This is a genomic window from Acidobacteriota bacterium, from assembly GCA_016196035.1.
Taxonomy (GTDB): domain Bacteria; phylum Acidobacteriota; class Blastocatellia; order RBC074; family RBC074; genus JACPYM01.
Genome location: JACPYM010000053.1, coordinates 1 through 15,345, shown reverse-complemented (window position 1 = coordinate 15,345; position 15,345 = coordinate 1). Strand labels below are relative to the sequence as shown.

Here is a 15,345-nt window from a genome sequence, read left to right as displayed (position 1 = left end):
GAAAATGAATGCGGGGCAAGTTTGAAGAGGAAATGGAGCGGCGTCAACGCGGCAAGCAAGGATTGTTGCAGAACGGTTGAAAAATAGATTTGAAAGAAAACGCCTTCCGAATTGAACCCGCGAAGCGGGTGGCCGGAATATAGCCCAGGGTGTAGCACGTTTCGCGCGGAACCCTGGGTCGGTGATTTGAGTAGATCACAGGCCCGTGAAGCGGGCGGCAGATACTGGTCTGTCACCCGTTTCACGGGCCTGCGACGTTACACGATTGCTACCCAGGGCTGACGCCCTGGGCTTTATGCTGACGCCCGCGTTCGCGGGCTGAGACGGTACTGCCATTTCAATGCGCAAACGCGCCGCAACCCGGTTCCGCATTCATCGCGTTGCCCGGCGGATAATCCTTGGCCGAAGTGAATTCTTTCAACGCCTGGCAATTGATGAGTGTGGAGAGGCCGTCTTTCGCCGCCGCCTGATAGCTGCGCTTCAACGCTTCGCGCAACTCTTCGGGCGTGCGCACGTATTCGCCGCGCGCGCCCAGGCCTTCGGCCATCTTGTCGTAGCGCAGGTTTTCCTGGAAGACGTACATGTGCATCGAACGCGCCGAAGTCACGGCGTTCGGCCACATGCCCCACGAGTTGTTGTTGTAAACCAGATTGATGACGGGAATCTTGTACTTCGCCGCCGTTTCCAACTCGAACATGCTATACGCAATGCCCGCGTCGCTCGTGACGCAGAGCACCGGCGCGCCTTTGTAGGGCGCTTGCGGGCCGACGCCGCGTTGCACCGCCGCGCCTGCGCCGATGACCATCGCCAAGTCGGGGCCAATCGCGCCGTACTGATAGGCGCAGACAATGCCCTGACCGGGCCGGTTGGCGCGCAACCAGCGTCCGGTGTAATTCCCAATCGTCCAGCCGCCCAGGCCCGTCACGGTTTGCTTCGGATCAATGTCGCCCTTGTACAAAAAGTCGTGGACTTCCTTGCCGATCACCGCCGGATGCAGGTGATTGGTGTCGCGGCTGTATTTCAACCCCAGGTCGTATTGCCCGTGAATCAGGTCGTCGTATTTCTTGCGTGCGGCGGCCAGCTCCGCCGTCCAGGCGTCGCGTTTCTTGTTCGGCAAATTGTTGGCGAGGGCTTCGAGAAAGATTTTCTCGTCGGCGACGATGCCCAGATCAAGCGGCCAGTTGCGGCCCAGGTCTTCGGGCACGGGATGCACGCGGATGGTTTTGATGTCGGGATTGAAGCGGTATTCGCCGGGGCTGGGCATGCAGTATTGGCCGATGAAAATCGCCAGATCGGCGCTCATCAAAGCATCGGGCGAAACGGCAGCCGACAGGCGATGATCGTCAGGGAAGTGGCCACGCGAAGGGCCGGACGTGACGACGGCCATCTCGTGTTTCTCAACGACCTGTTTCAACACGTCCCAAGCCTTGCCGTGAAAGACGCCGTGGCCCGCGATCAGGATGGGGCGCTCGGCCTTGGTGATCAGCTCGACGGCTTTGGCGACTTCTTTGGGCGCGGGATGCGGATGCGATTCGCAGCGGTATTTCTCTTTGGTGTAGTAATCCTTCAGCTTGGCCGGATCGGTGAAACGCGCGCGCGCGACTTCGCCGGGGAAATCCAGATGCACCGGGCCGGGCACGCCCGATTTCATGTTGCGAAAGGCATACGCGCCGTATTCCCACACGCGGTCGGGCGCGATCAGGCGCTTGCCGAACTTTTTCATCCCGGTCGTGGTCGGTTGCTGGTAGGCGGTTTGAATGAAAGCCTCGCGGTCGTCGCCGGCGATTTGCATGTTGCTGGCGAGTACGAGCAACGGCGTGCGTGCGGCGGCGGCGGCGGCGATGTTCATGATCATGTGCGTGAAGCCGGGGCCTTCGGTGCCGGAACAGGCAGTGGCTTCGCCAGTCACGCGCGAGAAACCATCAGCAGCCGCGCACATCGCGCCTTCGGTGCGTCCGCCATACGCGGGCACGCCCGCCGCCGCGATGGCGTTGATGACGGTGTAATTGCCGGGGCAGCAAAACATGGCCGCGAGGTCTTCTTCCTTGCAGAGCTTGGCGAAAACCTCAGCGCCGGTCATGCCCTGGCCTTCAAACGAGCCGGGCTTGGGCGCTTCGTTGAGCGAGGCCGGGATTTCTTTCGGAATGCGAATCGAAGGAATCTCGGCGTCCGAACCCGCAAAGATTTTCGTCTCCGCGCCGGCGGCAGCCAGGGCCGCGCCCACAGCCGGAGCCGTGTTCAAGAGAAACTTCCGGCGGGTGCTGTCTACGTTATTGCTGATGTCGGTCGTCCTTTTTTTCATGGTGCAGTTCCTCTCTGAGCGGTGATGATGGATTGGTGTTATGGGTCGGGCGAAGCCTTTGGAGTGCGGCGGCTCGACGCCGCTTTGGTATTCCCTCCAGCGTGTCGAACAATAAAAGAAACAGACGCCACGGCAACACGGGCCTCCCTTGCGTCTACTGCCGAGGGTATACCAAAGCGGCGTCGAGCCGCTGCACTCCAAAGGCTTCGCCAAGTAATCAATTTGCTTTCTCAGCTTGCAGCTTGGGCCGTTGCGGTTCGGGCCACAGGCTGCGGATGAAATTGACGAGATGCCACATGTCTTCTTCTTTGCGGATCAGCGTTTTGTACGGCGGCATCGTCAGTCCCGCGCCGTCGCGGATGCTGCGGAAGATTTCGCCTTCAGCGACGCCGCTCTTCCACAGCGCCGGATCGGTCAGATTGGTGGCATCGGCGACGACATCCACTTGGGCTTGGCCGTCCGGGCCGTGACAGGCCGTGCACTCGTTGGCAAAGAGCGTGCGGCCCCGGCCAATCGAGCTTTTGGTAAACGGCACCGGGCTTTTGAGCAGCTTGGCCTCTTCTGTGGTTAGCTTCTCTTTGTCGCTTTGACGGGATGAAGCGGAATTTGGGGCAGCGCCGGATACGAAGACCAGCGCCAACCCCGTGATGATGAGCATGACTGCGCGTCGCGGCATGCGGTTACTCCTTTCACATTTTGTCAGGGTCGAGTTCAAAGGTCTCGACCAGATAGTCGAAGTATTTGCCATCAAATAAAAAGGTCAGAAAGATTTCGTGCACCAGATGAATGAGTTTGCGCGTGGCGTAGGCGTCATCGCCATCCACAATCTGTGCGGCCAGCGCCACCTTACGGCCCCGGTTGCTGGGTTGAATTTGCGCCCGCGTGCGGTCAATACGCCGATGCTCCGGCAGTTCCTCCGCGTGTTGTGTGGCGATGAACAGCTTCAGTTCCTGATACATTGCCGAATTGGCGGATATGTTGGGCAGCACGAGCGGAAAGCGCAGCGTGTTTTTCTGCGCATCGAAGATCAACTCGAAAGTCTGCTCGCGATGCCAGATCATTTTGAACGCCGCCTTTCCGTTACGAACAGGCCCCCGGCTGAAGCCGCGAAAGACGCCGCGCTGGGCGTAATTTTCGAGCGTCTCAGCCACGAGTTGAATGCGTGCGTTGCTTGCGAGAGCCATCTGTTTGCTTTCAGTTTGTCCGGAGCCGCTACTTACCGGAAGGTAAGTATAAACGCGAGGCGGGCCATTTTGCCAAGTTAGCTTGGGCAAAAAACACAAGCGCAGTCAGCAGGGCTTTTTCGTCTCAAATGACTTCCAGCCAGACAGCTACTTCTGTATATTGGCCCGGTGAATTGTGTGTTGCAGGGATGGCAACGCCGTTCACCGCAAATCTGACCGCTTTACCCGACTGATAAATAAATGAGCCATGTCTGGCAATGACTATGGCATTCCCAAGCGCTGCCGTTCGGCGCTTGACTAAGGTTGACATGAAGCTCAACCAGGAGGTTTTCCCATGTTGCACAAGGTTTCAGTTCGCGCAGGCCTGCTTTGCCTGCTTGGTTGTCTGTTTTATCAAACCTATCCAACGCCCGCGCTGGCGCAACAAGCCACTGGCCAGATCGTCGGCGTCGTCACCGATCCGGGCGGCGCTGTGGTGGTCGGGGCGCGCATCACGGTGACGAGCCAGGCAACCAAAGTGCTGCGCCAAACCACGACGAACAGCGAGGGTTTCTTTCAAGTACTGGCCTTGCCGATTGGCAATTATCAGGTCACGGCGGAACAATCCGGCTTTCGCAAATACGTGGCCGCAGACAATGTGCTGCAAATCAACCAGACGCTGCGGCTGGACGTGAAGCTCGCCATCGGCCAGCAAAGCGAAGTCGTCGAAGTGAGTTCACAGGGCGCGGCCATCGAAACCGCCAATCCCACGTTGGGCCAATCGGTCACCAGCCGTCCGATCATCAACCTGCCGCTCAATGGGCGCAACGTGCTCGATCTCGCCAAGCTGCAACCGGGTGTCATGGAGGCCAACCCCGATGACGGCGGCGGCGGCTCATCGGGTTCGTTCGCCAGCGGCGCGATCAACATCGCGGGCGGGCGCTCTGATTCGGTGACCTATTTGCTGGATGGCGGCATCAACAACAACCTGCTCAGCAATCGCGTGGTGTTCAATCCGAACCCCGACAGCGTGGCCGAGTTCCGCATTTTGACCAGCAATTACACGGCGGAATACGGGCGCAACGGCGGCGGCGTGATCAGTGTTGTCACCAAATCCGGCTCGAACCAATGGCACGGTTCGGCCTTTGAATACGTGCGCAACGATAAGTTCAACGCCAATACTTTTTTCAACAAGCTCAACGGACTGCCGCGTGAAATTTTGAAACGCAATCAATTCGGCGGCACCTTTGGCGGCCCGCTCTATCTGCCGCGTTTCGGCGAGGGCGGCGCGCCGGTTTACAGCGGCAAAGACCGCGCCTTTTTCTTTGTCAGCTATCAGGGCGGACGCCAGGTGCAAACCGTCACGACCAGCAAGGTCAGAACCTTTACGCCCGCCGAATTGAGCGGCGATTTTTCAAAGAGCGCCGACGGGCAACCGGATGCCGCCGTTGCGGCGTTTCTGAAAAGCAATCCGTACTTTCAACCCAACGCCACACTGGCGGCGCGCGGCATCATTGATCCCACGCGCATCAATGCCGTGGCCCAGAATTACATCAAGGCCGCGTTGATTCCCACGGCCGCGAACGGCGAACTGATTTCGCAGGGCAGCGCGCGCAATAATTCGGATGAGCTGGCGCTCAAGTTCGATTTCAATGTGCGCAAGTCCGACCGCCTGGCCATCACGCTGGGCCGTTCCAACGCGCCTGCGTTGCGGCCCTTCGGCGGCGCGAATGTGGCGGGTTATGGCGACACGTTTAAGGACACGCAATCGTTTGCGAACCTCTCCTACACGATCATCGTGTCGCCCGAAATGCTCAATGAATTCCGCGTCACCGCGCAGCGCGCCAACCGCAACCAGGCGATCCCGAATTCGGTCAAGCCCACCGCCGCCGCGCTGGGTGTCGGCGTCACGCCCGACAATCCGACCGGGCCGCCGCGCCTGGATTTCGCCAGCGGCTTGAGCATCGGCTTTTCGCCCAACGGCCCGACCAAGCTGATTAACAACACCTTCGCTTATACCGACACGTTCTCGTGGACGCGCGGGCGGCACAATCTCAAATTCGGCGCGTACTATTCGCCCTATCAGAACAACACCGTGTATGACTTTTATGTCAACGGCAACTTCTTCTTTTACGGCCCGGACACGGGCGTTGGCACGGGCAACGACTTCGCCGATTTCTTGTTGGGCGCGCCCGATGAGTATTTGCAATTCGGCGAAGCGCCTTCGGACATACGCTCGAAGTCCTATCACTTTTTCGGGCAGGACGAATGGCATGTGCGTTCAAACCTGACGCTGACACTGGGGCTGCGTTACGAATACGACACGCCGAAGTTTGACACGCGGGGCCGGGCCTTCTCGCTCAATCGCGGCCAACGTTCGACGGTCTTCCCGAATGCGCCGCGTGGCCTGTTGTTCCCCGGCGATCCGCAAGCGCCGTTCGGCGCGAATTATCCCGACAAAAACAATTTCGCCCCGCGTTTCGGCTTCGCCTGGTCGCCGAAGTTTTTGGGCAGCGGCAAGACCAGCGTGCGCGGCGGCTTCGGCGTTTTCTATGACATTCTGAAAGGCGAAGACAACCTGCAATTCAACGGGCAGGCGCCCTTCTTCGGCTTCTCGGATTTATTCTTTGATCCGCTGAGCAATGGGCCGACGAATTATTATTCCGCGCCATATGTGGCGACGGGCATCAACAATCCGTTCCCCTCGCGCCCGCCCGCCAAGAATATCAACTTTGCCGACAACGGCTTCGTGCCCTTTGGCGGCGGCGGTGTGTTTTTCGTAGACCCGCATCTGCGCACGCCTTACACCTATCAATACAACCTGAGCGTGCAACGCGAACTCGCCAAAGACCTGGTTTTCGAGGCCAGTTATGTCGGCAGTTCGTCGCACAAACTGACGGCGCTGGCCGATGCCAATCCGTTCCTGTTGGGCACGACGCACCGGTTGTTCAATTCGCAAACGGGCGAGACTGATAGCTCGTTCAGCTATCTGCTCGAATTCCGCAACCTGGGTTCGGCCAATTACAACAGCGGTCAATTCAGCTTGCAGAAGCGCGTCTCGGACACGAAGTTTTTCGGCACGTCGTATTTTCAACTGTCGTACACGCTGGCGCATTCGATAGACACGGCCTCCGGCTTCCGCAATCGCAACGGCCAGGTGCCGGCCTATCGCGCCAGCCAATTCCGCGCGGCTTCGGATTTCGACACGCGCCAGCGCTTCGTGTTCAGCGGCGGCTGGGATTTGCCGTTCCAGCTTTGGGTGCCGGCGTTGCCAAAACAACTCACAAAGGGCTGGAGCCTGTACCCGATTTACTCGTACCGCACGGGCTTCCCGCTGGATGTATTTGCGGGCTTCAACACGCGCCGCACCTCGCCCGGTGTTTCGGGCGCGGGCGATGCGTCGCTGGTGCGCGCCAACGTGGCGAATGGGCGCGTCACGCTTTATGACCCGCACACAGCGCAAACACTCGGCGGCACGAATGCCAACTATTATTTCAATCCGGCGAATCTGACCAATTGCGTGAATGACCCGAACAGCAGCAATGTGTGTTCCGCCGCGCTCAAAGCGTTTGGCTTCCCCACCATTGACCAGGCCGTCACCAACGCGGCGTTGCGGACGTATGGCAGCTTGCCGCGTAACTTCTTACGCGGGTCGGGCCGCAGCAATCTGGACTTGGCTGTCGCCAAAATGACGCCGCTCGTGGGCGAGCACCTCAAGTTGGAACTCCGCTTCGAGGCCTTCAATCTGTTCAACAAGGCCGAGTTCAGCAACCCCGACACCAACATCAACAGTCCGACCTTTGGGCAAGTGCTGGGCACCGCCGCGCCGCGCATCTTGCAACTCGCTGGCCGTCTCATCTTTTGAGCATTGGTGTAGCGCGGCTGGCGGGCGAAGGCTTCAAACAAGGCTTCCACCCGCCAGCCGCCATCTTTCCTCGCTTCGGTGTGGAGCAAAAGCCGCGCAGCAGTACGGTACCGCGCGCGTCAGCAAGCGGGCCGCCGCTGTTGTACCAATCCGCCTTACTTGACGCGCCGCTTGCTGACGCGCGCGGTACCGTACCAGCACCGCACGCCCTACCAACGAAGCAAATGAAATCCGATCTAAATCAATATTCAATTGGGTTGATGATCTGCGTGTGGGCATTGGCGTGAGCCTATTCGCCAAATTGCTCTGCCTAAAAGTGCACGTTATGATGCGCAGGAAATTTCATCCGCTCGTCACTTAAAGCATATTCTGTATTTCTATTTTTGAGATGAACGCTATGACTACGACTGCAACGATTACTGCAACTGAAACTCAGCCGTTGACCGGTTTGCTCGACCGCATTGCGCGCCGCGAAGCACTGGCCCAAGACGAATGGCTGCGTGTCATCAACGAAGCCGCGACCGAAGAGTTGCGCCGGCTGGCCGATGCTTTGCGCCGCCAATATCACCCTGACAACGTGGTGACTTACGTCGTAGATCGCAACATCAACTATTCGAATGTCTGTTTCTCGGTCTGCAACTTCTGCGCGTTTTACCGCAAGCCCGGCGACAAGGAAGGCTACGTGCTGAGTTACGAAGAGATGTACGAGAAGGTCGAAGAGATGATCGAAATCGGCGGCAGCGGCGTGTTGATGCAGGGCGGCTTGAATCCCGACCTTTCACTCGACTGGTACAAGAACCTGCTGCGCGAATTAAAGACGCGCTATGGCATCCACCTGCACTGCTTTTCGCCGACCGAGATTTATGGGATGGCAAAGACGTTTGGGATGAGTTACGCCGAGGTGATTGCCGAATTGAAAGAAGCTGGGCTGGACAGCATTCCCGGCGGCGGCGGCGAAATTCTGGTAGATGCAATTCGCCGCAAACGTCGCACCGAATGCAACGCGCAGGAATGGCTGGACGCGATGGAAGCCGCGCATCAGGCCGATCTGGCGACGACGGCGACGATGATGATCGGCTACGGCGAAACCCTCGAACAGCGCATCCAGCATTTGGAAAAGCTCTTTCAGTTGCAGCAACGCTCGCTGGACGCGGGCAAAACCGGCTTCGTCTCGTTCATCCCCTGGACGTTCCAGCCCGACAACACACCCATTGGCAAAATCATTCCCGACCGGCTGCCCGCCGAAGAGTATTTGCGCTGGCTGGCGCTGGGCAGACTGTATCTGCACAACATTCCGAACGTGCAGGTATCGTGGCTGACGGTCGGTTTGGCCGATGGACGGCGCGGCTTGCATTTCGGCGCGAACGACATTGGCTCGACCATGATCGAGGAGAACGTGATTTCAAAAGCGGGCGCGAATCACAAAGCGACCGAGGACATGCTGGTCAACGTGATTCGGGAAGAAGGCTTCACGCCGGTGAAACGCAAGGCCGATTACAAGCGACTGTGAGCCTGGGCACCCACGTTGGAAAGGATTTTAGAACTTATGACCATCGAACAAATTGCGCTCATCTGTCACGAAGCCAATCGGGCGCTTTGCGTTGCTACGGGTGATGACTCGCAACCGGAATGGAAGGACGCGCCGGAGTGGCAACGGGAAAGCACCTTCAATGGCGTCAAATTTCATCTGGCTAATCCGCATGCCTCGGCCAGCCACACACACGAAGAATGGTTGCGCGAAAAAGAGATGACAGGGTGGAAATATGGGCCTGTCAAAAACCCAGCGAGTAAAGAGCACCCGTGCATCGTACCGTTTGAGGAATTGCCGGAAGATCAGCAGGCCAAGGACTATCTGTTTCAAGCTATCGTGCGGGGCTTGGGCCGCTTTGTGAAAAGGTGAAATCAATTGATGTCTGCTCGCCGCTTTACCTGGATTGGCTCCTCACAAGGCGTACTTTTGCAGGCTCTTTTGCACCTTGTGCGCTTGCCTTGAAAGTAGCTTGACAACCTGCCGGTGAAGCCGAATAATCCCCGCCTTCTTAAGGGCAAATAGTTCAACTTAAAAGTTTCGAGCGACCAATTTGAAACAAAGCTTCGGCGCGTGTTGGCCTTGTTTCTGTAGGGGAGTCTGCGTGTCCGCACCTGAGTCTGCCGTGCCCATTACTGAGTTAAAGTTCCTGCGTTCGGGCAAGGTGCGTGACTTGTATGCGGTGGATGACGAGCATTTGTTGCTGGTCGCGTCAGATCGCATTTCGGCGTTTGATTGCGTCATGCCGAATGTGATTCCACACAAAGGCGCAGTGCTGACGCAACTCTCGCGTTTCTGGTTTGCACGCTTTGCCGACTTGGTGACGAATCATCTGGTTGCCGCGCGCGTTGAAGATTACCCAGCAGAATTGCAAACGCGTTTGTCTGAGGCCCGCAAAACATATCTGGACAAGCGCGCGATGCTGGTGCGCAAAGCCGAAGTCGTGCCGTTTGAATGCGTGGTGCGTGGTTATCTGGCCGGGTCGGGCTGGAAAGAGTATCAGCAAACGGGAGCGGTCTGTGGTCACTTATTGCCGGCCAGGCTGACCGAAGCGGCGAAATTGCCGGCGGCGATTTTTACGCCCGCGACCAAGGCGGAATCCGGCCACGACATCAATGTGTCGGTCGCCGAGATGGCCGCCGCCGTTGGTGCGGACTTAACGGCCCAACTCGAACGCCTCAGTTTGCAGCTTTATTGCGCGGCTGCGGCGTATGCCGAAACGCGCGGCATCATCATTTGTGATACGAAATTTGAATTTGGTTTACGTGACGGCGCCATCGTTTTGGTGGATGAAGTGCTGACGCCCGATTCGTCGCGCTTTTGGCCGCTGGATCAATACGAGGCTGGCCAAGCACAGCCTTCATTCGATAAACAATATGTGCGCGATTATTTGGAAACGCTGGACTGGGACAAGCGCCCCCCGGCTCCCGCATTGCCGAATGAGGTCGTGCAAGCTACCAGCAATAAATACTTAGAAGCCTATCGCCTGCTGACTGGTAGCGATTTAATAGGCTCGTAGCTGACCAGAGAGAAATCGTAGCTTTATATTCATTGTCCCAAAGCACAGGACTGAACACTTTTAGCTGACGCCGCCTACCTCGCTGCCCCCTGAGTTTGGCTCAAGCTGGAGTGACCGCCTATATTCATATCGTTGTGAGGTCGCCCAAATGAAATCGGAACTCGAAGCCCTTGTCGAAAAGATGATTGCTGGTGGTATTTTGTTTGAAGAAGCTGTTAAGGAGTTTGAAAAACAGTTCATCCTGCGTGTGGTCAGCCAGCACGGCAATAATCTCTCCAAAGCCGCCGAGGAGCTTCAAATACATCGCAATACCCTAACCAAACGCCTACAGGATTACGAACAAGGGAAAGGCGCGAAAAAGAATGGCAATGGCAAACGCCGCCAAATTGCCCCTCGTCACAAAGCGCGCGTCCAAATTGTGTTGAGATAAAACCTGCCACTTTTCTTCACCGCTGGTCAGAAGCTGCTAAAAAACCCCGTTGACAGGGCATTGCCTCGTCCATATACTCGGCACTCTCAAACCGTGAGTGCTAATCGTGATTAGTCTGATAGCAAGCAGTGGAGCTTGTTTGAGTGGACAATACTCAAGTTTATCTCTCCTGGTTTGAGCAGTCAGTAAATCGAACATCAACCTAAACCTAAACATCTCGAAAGGAGTCAATCCAATGGCAACAATTCGTCCACTTAATGATCGCATCATTGCGCGCCGTGTGGAAGATCAAGAACAGATGCGTGGCGGGCTATACATCCCCGACACCGCGAAGGAGAAGCCGCAGGAAGGTGAAGTGATTGCGGTCGGCAACGGCAAAATCCTGAACAATGGCGAGCGTGTCGCGATGGACATCAAGGTCGGCGACAAGGTTCTGTTTGGCAAATACTCAGGCACCGAGGTCAAACTCGATGGCGAAGAGTACCTGATTTTGCGCGAAGACGACGTGCTTGGCGTGATCGAAGGCGCAGCCAAGAGTGCCAAGAAGTAGGCAATTGACAACCAGCATTTAACGGAGGAATTCGTAATTATGGCTAAGCAGGTTATTCACGGCGAAGATTCGCGCCAGGCGATTTTGCGTGGCGTCAATCAACTCGCCGACGCAGTGGCGATCACCCTCGGCCCGAAAGGCCGCAACGTGGTCATTGATAAGAAATTCGGCTCGCCCACTATCACCAAAGACGGTGTCACGGTGGCCAAAGAGATTGAACTGAAAGAGCCGCTTGAAAACATGGGCGCACAGATGGTGCGCGAAGTCGCCAGCAAGACCAGCGACGTGGCCGGTGACGGCACCACGACCGCGACCGTGTTGGCACGGGCAATTTTCAAAGAAGGCGTCAAGACCGTGGCCGCCGGCGCGAACCCAATGGCGCTCAAGCGCGGCATTGACAAGGCTGTCGAGCGTGCCGTCGAAGTGATTCGCGCTTCGGCCAAGCCCGTTAAGGGCGATGCCATCGCGCAAGTCGGCACGATTTCGGCCAACGGCGACGACACCATTGGTGGCATCATCGCCGAAGCGATGAAGAAGGTCGGCAAAGACGGCGTCATCACCGTCGAAGAGTCCAAATCGCTCGAAACTTCGTTGGAAGTGGTCGAAGGTATGCAATTCGATCGCGGCTATCTGTCACCCTACTTCGTGACTGATGCTGAGCGTATGGAATGCAACCTTGAAAACGCTTTCATCCTGCTCAACGAAAAGAAGATCAGTTCGATGAAAGATCTGCTTCCGCTGTTGGAGCAGGTGGCGCGTGCGGGCAAGCAATTGCTGATCATCGCCGAAGACGTTGAAGGCGAAGCTTTGGCGACGCTGGTCGTCAACAAGCTGCGCGGCACGTTGCAAGTGGCTGCGGTCAAAGCGCCGGGCTTCGGCGACCGCCGTAAAGCCATGCTCGAAGACATCGCCATCCTGACCGGTGGCCGCATGATCAGCGAAGACCTCGGCATCAAGCTCGAAAACATCAAGCTCGAAGACCTGGGCAAAGCCAAGAAGATCACGGTGGACAAAGACAACACCACCATCGTCGAAGGCTCCGGCAAGAACGCGGACATACAGGGCCGCGTCGCCACCATTCGCCGTCAGGTTGAAGAGACGACCAGCGATTACGACCGCGAGAAACTGCAAGAGCGCCTCGCCAAACTGGTCGGCGGCGTGGCAGTGATCAAAGTCGGCGCAGCGACCGAGACCGAGTTGAAAGAGAAGAAAGCTCGTGTCGAAGACGCCATGCACGCCACCCGCGCGGCTGTCGAAGAAGGCATCGTCCCAGGTGGCGGCGTCATCCTCGTGCGTGCGGCCAAGGCGTTGGAAGGCTTCAAGCTTGACGACGAAGACGAGCAGATCGGCGTCAACATCGTGCGTCGCGCGCTCGAAGAGCCGTTGCGCAAGATCGCCGAGAACGCCGGCAAAGAAGGCGCAGTGATCGTCGAACGTGTCAAGAACGAGAAAGAGAACGTGGGCTTCAACGCGGCGACCGAAGTCTATGAAGACCTGGTCAAAGCAGGCGTCATTGATCCGGCGAAGGTTTCGCGCACGGCGTTGCAAAACGCCGCGTCCATCGCGGGCCTCATGCTCACGACCGAGGCACTGATCTCGGAGATTCCGGAAGCCTCGAAGGCGATGCCGGCGATGCCTCCGGGCGGCGGCATGGACGGCTTCTAAACCGTACCGGCTGAATCGAAATAAAAGGGCGCTGACGCGCAAACGTCAGCGCCCTTTTTTCATGCCGCCTGCGTCGCCATTTGGTTGACTCTGGCAGTGCTGCCCGTACCATTGCCGCCTGACATTTTGAAAGCCCGGCGTCATCAAACTTCCCGGCCAGGAGCGTGGCAATGATCAAAGTCTTCTTGAGTTCGACATCCAAAGACCTCGGCGCTTTTCGCCAGCGCGCAGAAAAGGCGATCAATAGCCTGGATGGCTATCACTGCATCGCGATGGAAAACTTCGGCGCGCGTGATGCAGCGGCGGAAACGTATTGCCCAGACCTCGTGGCCGAATGCGAAGTGTTTGTGCTGCTGCTTGGCGCGACGTATGGAAGCTGTCCGCCGAATGAAGACAAGTCTTACACCGAGCTTGAATATGAGCAGGCTGTCGCGCGCAACAAGCCGCGTTTGGTGTTTGCCGCTTCTGATGAATTTGCCATTCCGCGCAGCCTGTCTGACAAGCTGATGGATGCCGACAAACAAAAGGCGCAGCAATTCCGCCAGCGCGTCTCCACCGAACGAATCTGGGGCAGCTTCACGACAGCGGAACAACTCGCCGCCCTCATCAGCCAAGCTATCCCCAATTGGCAAAAGCAACACGAGCGCGAACAGAAAGCGCAAGCCATCGCCGCCTATCTCAATCACCTGATCGAACGCAACACCGACCTGTACCCGCGCGGCGTGATGCAAACCGTGCGGCAGGTTTCGTTGCGGTTGGATGAGGTTTACGTTTCGCTCAAGGCCGAGCGCGAGTTGCGCGGGCGCGAACGGTTGCGCCGCGCGCCCTTTGACGATGATCTCGAAGACATCTGGCAAGGGCCGGGCGGACGGCGCGGGTTGGAACGGCTCGACGATCAACCGCGCAAAGAGGAAGCCGAGCTTTACGATGCCGTGCGCGAACACGCGCGCATCGTCGTGCTGGGCGATCCGGGCGCGGGCAAGACGACGCTGCTGCGCTTTCTGGCGCTGCAATTCGCGCAAGCCTATAAAACCAATCAACCGCAGGTCGCCGACAAGGAAGGCCGCGCGTATGGCGAGACGCGCCTGCCCGTCTTCTTTCGCGTAGCCGATTTCGCCGACGCCTTTGCCAAAGACAAGAACCTGAAGCTGCGCAACTTTCTGGCCGTGCCCTTTGGCGATGTCGCAGCGCCGCCCGCCGCGTTGCAAGCCGCGCTGTGGGACGCCTTGCAACAGGGCCGCGCCCTGACGGCTTCTATCACGCGGTCTTCTGAAACTAACTGAAAAGAGCGCGGACGTCGCAACGTCAGCGCCCTTTTTTTTTTGAATCGAAGCACACTGTTGATTCAGTTAGTTAGTTAGTTCTGGGCCGGGCATTGGCTTTGATTAGCTCAATGATCTTGACTAAGCTGACTTTGAGGTTCGCATCGTTGGTCGCATTAGCTAGCTTATTTAGCTGGTCTATTTTTTTCTTTACTGTAGCCTGTGCTAGAGCATCGCTTAATTGCTGTAAGACAGGCAAGATAGACTGTAACGGCTTGCTTTCAAGTTTGTCCGCCAAATCAAACTTATTACCATCAAATGTCCCATAATAGATGTTCCCACTCACTACTGTATATTCTTTATATAACTCTTCTTGGTTAGGCAGTCTTTTTACGCAAACCAAATACTTTTTATTTTCCAAGTACAGCCCCTCTGTAAACATCTGGTCGCGCTTTTGGAAAATCTGAAGAACCTTTCCCGTCATTGCTGGTCTTGGTATCCCTTCCTTAAAATCAGAACTGGCGCAAATGACGGACTCTATTTTTAGATGATTTATCCTGCCACCGAGCGTGCTGCCCAAATCCTTTAAGTTCCGCAACTCTTCTTTAGATAGCCTGCGCCCAAAAACATCAGTTTGGGTGATCGTGCCAATCAGTACGAGATCGCTGGTAGTCAGCAACTGAAAAAAATCCAATGGCTTCTGTTTGCCAAAATCGCTATGAGCGATGCCGCCTTTCAGCATGTGATCGCTCGAAACCGGCAATGGTAATAAAACCAATGACTTCCTAACATAGTGAGTCTGCGGGGCTACGCCAGCACTGCTAAGCGCTAATACGCTGACAGCCATTACAAGCCTAAGCCAATTGTTCATGGCTAACCTCTTGTGAGCAGTGAAGTTTGTTTCGTCCTATACTATATTGGTAGTTGATTAGCGGCCTCTCTTGCCAAAATCAACTATTGAATTTAGATTGCCTGCCGCAATGAATCCCAATCTCACTCCTTCACGATTGAGTTATGAGCAACTGCTCGAACTGGTTCAGCAATTGATTGTTGAGAATGCG

The 15,345-nt window shown here is 56.8% G+C and carries 13 protein-coding genes; 8 read left to right on the top strand and 5 right to left on the bottom strand.

The features are described from left to right. Positions 1 to 337: 337 nt before the first annotated feature. The 4 genes from HY011_15735 to HY011_15720 all read right to left on the bottom strand — a co-directional run bounded on the left by HY011_15735 (position 338) and on the right by HY011_15720 (position 3,796). Complete coding sequence (locus tag HY011_15735; protein ID MBI3424383.1) at positions 338 to 2,302, bottom strand: thiamine pyrophosphate-binding protein; 1,965 nt, start codon at positions 2,300 to 2,302, stop codon at positions 338 to 340. Between the two features lie 217 nt (positions 2,303 to 2,519). After that, complete coding sequence (locus tag HY011_15730) at positions 2,520 to 2,978, bottom strand: cytochrome c (GenBank protein ID MBI3424382.1); 459 nt, start codon at positions 2,976 to 2,978, stop codon at positions 2,520 to 2,522. A 13-nt stretch (positions 2,979 to 2,991) separates the two neighbouring features. Beyond that, a complete protein-coding gene (locus HY011_15725; GenBank protein ID MBI3424381.1) occupies positions 2,992 to 3,486 on the bottom strand; it encodes a hypothetical protein in 495 nt (164 codons plus the stop codon). A gap of 124 nt (positions 3,487 to 3,610) precedes the next feature. Then, positions 3,611 to 3,796: a hypothetical protein gene (locus tag HY011_15720; GenBank protein MBI3424380.1), complete on the bottom strand. Its 186-nt coding sequence runs from the start codon at positions 3,794 to 3,796 to the stop codon at positions 3,611 to 3,613. Positions 3,797 to 3,820: 24 nt separating this feature from the next. Between HY011_15720 and HY011_15715 the strand changes: the two genes are divergently transcribed. The 8 genes from HY011_15715 (at position 3,821) to HY011_15680 (ending at position 14,305) form a co-directional block, all read left to right on the top strand. Next, positions 3,821 to 7,330 (top strand): TonB-dependent receptor, encoded by a 3,510-nt coding sequence (locus HY011_15715; GenBank protein MBI3424379.1) that lies wholly within the window; start codon positions 3,821 to 3,823, stop codon positions 7,328 to 7,330. 397 nt (positions 7,331 to 7,727) lie between these two features. After that, entirely contained in the window at positions 7,728 to 8,840 is a 1,113-nt protein-coding gene (gene mqnC, locus HY011_15710; GenBank protein ID MBI3424378.1) for a dehypoxanthine futalosine cyclase, read from the top strand. A gap of 36 nt (positions 8,841 to 8,876) precedes the next feature. Then, entirely contained in the window at positions 8,877 to 9,230 is a 354-nt protein-coding gene (locus HY011_15705; protein MBI3424377.1) for a hypothetical protein, read from the top strand. 253 nt (positions 9,231 to 9,483) lie between these two features. Beyond that, positions 9,484 to 10,377 (top strand): phosphoribosylaminoimidazolesuccinocarboxamide synthase, encoded by an 894-nt coding sequence (locus HY011_15700; protein ID MBI3424376.1) that lies wholly within the window; start codon positions 9,484 to 9,486, stop codon positions 10,375 to 10,377. A 148-nt stretch (positions 10,378 to 10,525) separates the two neighbouring features. Further along, entirely contained in the window at positions 10,526 to 10,807 is a 282-nt protein-coding gene (locus HY011_15695; GenBank protein ID MBI3424375.1) for a helix-turn-helix domain-containing protein, read from the top strand. A 235-nt stretch (positions 10,808 to 11,042) separates the two neighbouring features. Next, the gene (gene groES / locus HY011_15690; GenBank protein ID MBI3424374.1) at positions 11,043 to 11,357 is read left to right on the top strand and encodes a co-chaperone GroES; all 315 of its coding nucleotides are present in this window, start codon (positions 11,043 to 11,045) and stop codon (positions 11,355 to 11,357) included. A 39-nt stretch (positions 11,358 to 11,396) separates the two neighbouring features. Continuing rightward, on the top strand, positions 11,397 to 13,022 hold the full coding sequence (gene groL / locus HY011_15685) for a chaperonin GroEL (protein MBI3424373.1): 1,626 nt from the start codon (positions 11,397 to 11,399) through the stop codon (positions 13,020 to 13,022). Between the two features lie 170 nt (positions 13,023 to 13,192). Then, positions 13,193 to 14,305: a DUF4062 domain-containing protein gene (locus HY011_15680; protein ID MBI3424372.1), complete on the top strand. Its 1,113-nt coding sequence runs from the start codon at positions 13,193 to 13,195 to the stop codon at positions 14,303 to 14,305. A gap of 70 nt (positions 14,306 to 14,375) precedes the next feature. On the opposite strand, the gene HY011_15675 is transcribed toward HY011_15680, so the two are convergent. Next, the gene (locus HY011_15675) at positions 14,376 to 15,155 is read right to left on the bottom strand and encodes a hypothetical protein (GenBank protein MBI3424371.1); all 780 of its coding nucleotides are present in this window, start codon (positions 15,153 to 15,155) and stop codon (positions 14,376 to 14,378) included. Positions 15,156 to 15,345 lie beyond the last annotated feature (190 nt).